The organism is Ideonella sp. P3_A4 (assembly GCF_056403075.1).
In genome coordinates this window covers 1-5,891 of sequence record NZ_JBFUGE010000379.1, presented here as the reverse complement: position 1 = coordinate 5,891, position 5,891 = coordinate 1, and the positions used below count along the sequence as shown (strand labels likewise).

Below are 5,891 nucleotides of genomic sequence, written 5' to 3'. Positions count from 1 at the left end.
CTTCCTGGTCCGAGCCCATTTCGACAAAGCCGAAGCCCTTCGAGCGGCCGGTGTCACGGTCCATCATGACCTTGGCGGACGTGACGGTGCCGAATTCGGAGAAAGCTTGTTGGAGAGAGTCGTCGCGCATGCTGTAAGCGAGGTTGCCGACGTAGAGTTTGTTGCCCATGGGGCCCTTTCTTGGTGGGGAAATTGCATTCCCGGCGCTTCCTGTCGCCGGGTCCGCGAAGTTAACAAAAGATTGCCCGTTCAGCGACGGGGGCCACTACCAGGGCGGGGTGCGCCACCACGGTCGAGATGCCGGAAGGTGATACGTCCCTTGCTGAGGTCATAGGGGGACAGCTCCAGCGACACGCGGTCGCCGGCGAGGATACGGATGTGGTTCTTACGCACCTTGCCGGCGGTGTAAGCAACCAACACATGGCCGTTGTCGAGAACCACGCGATAGCGTGAGTCGGGCAGGACGTCTTCGACCTTGCCGTGCATTTCGATCAGTTCTTCTTTCGCCAATGAGATTCCTTGGGCAAAAAATGGGGCGGCCGGTGCACCCACTTGCCAGGAGGCGGCAGGGCGTAGGGCCGTTGGAGAAGGTTTGTCGGCCGCTGCGCACGTGTGGGCCGGGAATGATGCTCGCCGCGGAAGTGAGGTTGACGACCGCGGGGACCAAGCGATGAGCCGGTACGGGAGCAAGGCGCGGGCTGCGATGTATCGGCAGGCCGGTGGGAGCTTTGGGGCCGTCAGGCCGCACATGCCGCGACAGTGAGCAAAAACGCGGCAACCTCTGTATTCTAGTCCAGAGCCCGTTTTTGTGCTTGCTTTATCGAAATCGAGCTGTTTGCCGATGCACGGGCCCAACAAAAAGCGCCGCATGAGGCGGCGCTGTTTGGTTCGAGTCAGGGTCAATTGACCGGGCGCCACCGGCCGGGCGCTTCGCGCCAGCCCTGGCCATCCCTGTGCCACATGTGGGGTTCGTAGCGGTAGCCGGGTCGCGGCGAGTCCCAGCGGCCATTGATCCACACGTGCCGGCCACCAACCCAGTTCCAGTAGCCACCGATCCAGATCGCGCCCGGATAAGGTGCCACGCCGACGACCTCGACCTGGGCTGCCGGCGGTGCGACGGCCACAGGTGGTCCGTACGCATAACCATCGTCATAGGCATATCCGCCGCGGTAGGGCCGGGCCGGCACGACGTAGCAGGCTGACAACAGAGCGCTGGCGGCCAGGGCCGTTGCCAATGCCAGCATCGAATATTTGGGCGAGTTCATGGAAAACCCCGCTGTTGAAACGTGACTGTTCAACGCATGAGGCGGCACCTTTGCTGACGGCCGACAGCAGCCGGCCGGGCAGCTTTACATTCGGTTCACGAAATCGACCCGGGCCGCGACGGCACTCAAGGCATCAGCGCTTCGATGCCCGCGCTGAACACCGCGCCCAGTTTCACGTAGCCGCCTGGGTTGGGGTGGATCTCGTTGGCCCAGTCGTGGTCGTCGCCATGGGTGCCGAGGTCCGCCGGTTCCAGGGTGCCCTGGGTATCGATCACATGGAACTGAGGCAAGGCCATGCTGCGCATCAGGCCGGTCAGGCGCGACAGGAACAAGCGCGTCAACGGTATCCACAAGGCCTGCGGAATCTCGTACTCAGTCAAGGCCGTGAACAGCCAGGGGCCGACACCCGCGCCCGCACCGGCATCACGCGGGGTGATGAAGTCGTAGGTGTGGACAAAGATCGGTGCCTCACGGCTTTGGCTGGTGGYCGCGTCGCGCATGGCGACGAACTCGTGGTACTGCGGCACGATGTGCTGCACGAAGGTGTCCCAGCCCTGTTCGCTGACATAGGCCGCGGCGCGGTCGGGGGCGCCGCCGCGTTCGACTGGCGTCAGCAAGGCCCGCAGGAAAGCAGGCACTGGCAGGCCATTGCCGTCGACCTGCGGCACACGGATGAAATCGATCAGGTCGTTGCCGCCGGGCGACAGCAGGATGGCGTCCCAGTGCCACGCCTGCCGGCCGATCAGCAGGTTGGCGAACAGCGGTTCGCGCCGCTTGTCGACCATGTGGTCCAGCACATCGCCCGGGTGGGCGCAGTTGACGACGCAGCTGTCCTTCTCGAAGGCCATGCCGTCCATCATGTTGCCGGTGGCCAGCGGGTTGATCGAGCCGAACGAGAACCACGAGTCGCCCTGGGCCAGAAAGCGCCGCGGGTGCAGCGGAAAGTTGGCCGCGGCGGGCCGGCCGAGCATCACGTCCAGCGGCGAGTACTGCTTGAGCGGAATCGTCATGGCGCCTCCTGGCGCGCACTCTACGCTCGGGTGATGTCTTGCGTCAGCCTATCGGGTTAGGGGCCGCCGCAGTGCGGTCGCCTGTCAGATTGGGGATTCCATCGCGCACGTTTCGTGGTCGATTCGCTGGTCCAATAGCGGCATGAGCGCTGTGCACGACCCTTCATCCGCCGAGATCGACCGCCGCCTGACCGAGCTGGAGATCAAGGCCAGCTTCAACGAAGACCTGATCGACCACCTGAACGACGCCATCGTGCGCCAACAGCAGCAGATCGAGCTGCTGATGCGCGAACTGCGCCAACTGCGCGACCAGCTTCCGAACGACAGCTCGGGCACCCCGCGCAGCCTGCGCGACGAGCTGCCGCCGCACTACTGACGAATGAGCGCCGGCCGGGAGGCTGGTGATAGCATCCGGCGCGCTTCTCGAAGCCCGTTTTTCATGCCCGCCCCCAAGAACGACAAGAGCCGCGCTGCATCCGCCGCCAACGCCATCGCGCTGGACAGCCTGCCCGGCCATTCGATCCGCCGCCTGCAGCAGATTGCGGTGGCGATCTTTCTGCAAGAAGCCGAGCCGCACGGTGTGACCCCTGTGCAGTACGCGGCCATGCAGGCGCTGGCCAACGCGCCCGGTGTGGACCAGCGTTCGCTGGCCCGCTCGATCGGCTTCGACACCTCGACCATCGCGAGCGTGATCGACCGGCTCGAGGCGCGCGGCCTGGTGCAGCGTGATCTTGATCCATCTGATCGGCGTGTACGGCTGCTGTCACTGACCGGCCCCGGCCATGCGTTGCTGACCGAGGTCGTTCCGGCGATGCTGCGCGCGCAAGAGCGCATGCTGCAGCCGTTGCCGCCCGAAGAGCGGGCCGAATTCCTGCGCATGTTGAACCAGCTGGTGACCGCCAACAACGCGCTCAGTCGCGCACCCAGCGAAGGCTGACCACGCCGCCGRCTTGCGGCAATCGACAAGTAAGTCCCTTCGCATGGCGCTCGCCGCGCCGCCGCGCTACCCTGCGTGTCCGGCCACCGGCAGGCCGCGAAAGGGGACTCATGAAGCAACTGCAGGTCGACGTGGCGATCATCGGGGCTGGCACCGCCGGCATGACGGCCTACCGCTCCGCGTTGGCACACACCCGCAACGTGCTGGTGATCGAAGGCGGCCCCTACGGCACCACCTGCGCGCGTGTGGGCTGCATGCCGAGCAAGCTGCTGATTGCCGCCGCGGAAGCCGCGCACACGGCGCAGCATGCCGGGGCATTTGGCGTGCACGCCGGCCCGTTGCGCATTGACGGCGAAGCGGTGATGCGCCGCGTGCGCAACGAGCGCGACCGCTTCGTCGGCTTCGTCACCGAGGCGGTCGAGAAATGGCCGGACGAGCACAAGCTGCGTGGCCACGCGCGTTTCATCGACGAGCACACGCTGCAGGTCGACGACCACACCCAGGTGAGGGCGGCGCGCATCGTCATCGCCACCGGCTCGCACCCGACGGTCCCGGCGCAATGGCGCGAGGCGGCGGGCGACCGCCTGCTGATCAACGACGACGTGTTCAGCTGGCAGACGCTGCCGAAGTCGGTGGCCGTGCTCGGCGCCGGGGTGATCGCGCTGGAGCTGGCGCAGGCGCTGCACCGGCTGGGTGTGCGGGTGCGCATGTATGGCCGCAGCGCGCGCATCGGCCCGCTGACCGACCCGGCGCTGCAGACCTTGACGCGCGAGATCTTCAGCCGCGAGCTGTCGCTGCAGCTGGAGGCCAAGAACCTGCAGCTGCGGCGCGAAGGTGACGAGGTCATCGTGCAGACAGAGTCCGGCGAAGAACGCTTCGAGTGGGTACTGGCCGCCGCTGGGCGGGCGCCGAACGTGCGCGGCCTGGGCCTGGAGAACACGCACCTGCCGCTGGATGCGCAGGGTGTGCCGCGTTTCGATCGCCGCACCTCGCAGATCGGCGACAGCCATGTCTTCATCGCCGGCGACGCGAACAGCGAGATGGAGCTGCTGCATGAAGCCGCCGACGAAGGCCGCATCGCCGGCGACAACGCCGGCCGCTACCCGGACGTGCGCGAACGCCCACGCCGCGCGCCGCTGGCCGTGGCCTTCACCGACCCGCAGATCATGCTGGCCGGCCGCAGCCACCTGGAGCTGTGCCATGACAAGGTGTCGTTCGAGACCGGTGAAGTTCTGTTCGAAGACCAGGGCCGCAGCCGCGTGATGTTGAAGAACCAGGGCGCGTTGCGGGTGTACGCCGAACACGGCAGCGGGCGCTTTCTCGGCGCTGAGATGATCGGCCCGGCCGCCGAGCACATCGGGCACCTGCTGGCGTGGTCGGTGCAGCGCGGCGACACGGTGCAGCAGATGCTCGACAGCCCGTTCTACCACCCGGTCATCGAAGAAGGCTTGCGCACCGCGCTGCGTTTCCTGCAGCGCTCGCTGCGTATGGGGCCGGTGCCGGTGGAGCGTTGCCTGGATTGCGGGCCGGGGGGCTGAGCCTGGCACGAGAGTTGCCGCCACGTTGTGGAGTTAGGGGGGTGATGGCGTCGAGCCGATGGCTTGGCTTGACGCCGGCCGGCGTGTGGTTATGCTCGGCCGACTGTGCGTTCAAGTCGGGAGCTAGGTATGAGCACTGAATCCACTGGTTCGCAGCGTCGACCCGCTCGATTCCGCCCGTGGCTGGCAGGCGCCGTGTCGCTGCTGCTTGTCTCAGTGGCACAGGCTCAGTCRGCCCCCGCTGATACCGAGCCGGTCGTCCATTTCCGCACCGTGCATTCGTTTGCCTTTGGCAAGGATCCTCACAGCGGTGGCGCGCGGCCCCGTCCGCCGATGCTGGCCAGCGACGGCAACCTGTACGGCGTGTCGTACGCCGGCGGGCTCCATGACTTCGGCACGGTCTACCGCGTGAAGCCGAGCGGCGCAGTGGCCACTGTGCATTCGTTCAGTATCAGCGATGGCTACGGCCCCGAGGGCACCTTGATCCAGGCCAGCGACGGCAACCTGTACGGCGTCACCTCCTCAGGTGGCGTTGGAGGGGGCTTCCCGGCCGGCACCGTGTTCCGCCTGGACGCGGCCGGCGTGCTGACCACGCTGCACACCTTCCGGGACGATGACGGCGGTGATCCCGGTGCCGGCCTGGTCCAGGCGAGCGATGGCTGCCTCTATGGCACCACCAGCAGCGGCGGTCAGTACGGGCACGGCACGGTGTACCGGATCGCGCTCGACGGCACTTTCGAGGTGATGTACCACTTCGGCGCCAGCCGGAAGGACGGTCAGCGGCCGCTGGCACCGTTGATCCAGACCCGCGACGGTCACCTGTGCGGCACCACCTACACCGGTGGGCGCTGGGGTGGTGGCACGGTGTACTGCATGACACTCGACGGCCAGATGACGCGTGTGCATGGGTTCGGCGCGCAGGCTGGCGACGCCAATGGCTCGACCAGCCCGTTGGTCGAGGGCGACGACGGCAGCCTGTACGGCACGTCGAACTTCGGCGGCTCGCAGGACCAAGGTGCCCTGTTCTTGCTGAAGCGCGATGGCAGCATCAAGGTGATGGACGTGTGGGCGCGCCCGTCGGGTGGCCTCTTGAAGGCCAGCGACGGCAACTTCTATGGCACGGTCTTCTGGGGTGGTGCGT

The 5,891-nt window shown here is 66.6% G+C and carries 8 protein-coding genes; 4 read left to right on the top strand and 4 right to left on the bottom strand.

The genetic code is table 11. The features are described from left to right. The 4 genes from AC1DYI_RS24590 to AC1DYI_RS24575 form a co-directional block, all read right to left on the bottom strand. Positions 1 to 169 (bottom strand): RNA recognition motif domain-containing protein (locus tag AC1DYI_RS24590; RefSeq protein ID WP_477206761.1); only part of this gene is annotated, 169 nt, incomplete at its 3' end. Between the two features lie 80 nt (positions 170 to 249). After that, complete coding sequence (gene infA / locus AC1DYI_RS24585; RefSeq protein WP_329716288.1) at positions 250 to 510, bottom strand: translation initiation factor IF-1; 261 nt, start codon at positions 508 to 510, stop codon at positions 250 to 252. Between the two features lie 389 nt (positions 511 to 899). Continuing rightward, positions 900 to 1,265 carry a hypothetical protein gene (locus AC1DYI_RS24580; protein ID WP_477206760.1) on the bottom strand — a complete coding sequence of 122 codons (366 nt, stop codon included), beginning with the start codon at positions 1,263 to 1,265 and terminating at the stop codon, positions 900 to 902. Between the two features lie 125 nt (positions 1,266 to 1,390). Further along, the gene (locus AC1DYI_RS24575; RefSeq protein ID WP_477206759.1) at positions 1,391 to 2,275 is read right to left on the bottom strand and encodes a hypothetical protein; all 885 of its coding nucleotides are present in this window, start codon (positions 2,273 to 2,275) and stop codon (positions 1,391 to 1,393) included. Between the two features lie 142 nt (positions 2,276 to 2,417). Here AC1DYI_RS24575 and AC1DYI_RS24570 point away from each other — a divergent pair, with 142 nt between their 5' ends. The 4 genes from AC1DYI_RS24570 to AC1DYI_RS24555 form a co-directional block, all read left to right on the top strand. Beyond that, positions 2,418 to 2,651 (top strand): SlyX family protein, encoded by a 234-nt coding sequence (locus AC1DYI_RS24570; RefSeq protein WP_477206758.1) that lies wholly within the window; start codon positions 2,418 to 2,420, stop codon positions 2,649 to 2,651. A 63-nt stretch (positions 2,652 to 2,714) separates the two neighbouring features. Next, positions 2,715 to 3,212 (top strand): MarR family winged helix-turn-helix transcriptional regulator, encoded by a 498-nt coding sequence (locus AC1DYI_RS24565; RefSeq protein ID WP_477206757.1) that lies wholly within the window; start codon positions 2,715 to 2,717, stop codon positions 3,210 to 3,212. Between the two features lie 110 nt (positions 3,213 to 3,322). After that, positions 3,323 to 4,750 carry a dihydrolipoyl dehydrogenase gene (locus AC1DYI_RS24560; protein WP_477206756.1) on the top strand — a complete coding sequence of 476 codons (1,428 nt, stop codon included), beginning with the start codon at positions 3,323 to 3,325 and terminating at the stop codon, positions 4,748 to 4,750. A gap of 129 nt (positions 4,751 to 4,879) precedes the next feature. Continuing rightward, positions 4,880 to 5,891 (top strand): choice-of-anchor tandem repeat GloVer-containing protein (locus AC1DYI_RS24555; protein ID WP_477206755.1); only part of this gene is annotated, 1,012 nt, incomplete at its 3' end.

Excerpts from the sequence above, each read along its gene's own strand:
- AC1DYI_RS24580 (WP_477206760.1), bottom strand. The coding sequence starts at position 1,265 with ATGAACTCGCCCAAATATTCGATGCTGGCATTGGCAACGGCCCTGGCC.
- AC1DYI_RS24570 (WP_477206758.1), top strand. The coding sequence starts at position 2,418 with ATGAGCGCTGTGCACGACCCTTCATCCGCCGAGATCGACCGCCGCCTG.
- AC1DYI_RS24565 (WP_477206757.1), top strand. The coding sequence starts at position 2,715 with ATGCCCGCCCCCAAGAACGACAAGAGCCGCGCTGCATCCGCCGCCAAC.
- AC1DYI_RS24560 (WP_477206756.1), top strand. The coding sequence starts at position 3,323 with ATGAAGCAACTGCAGGTCGACGTGGCGATCATCGGGGCTGGCACCGCC.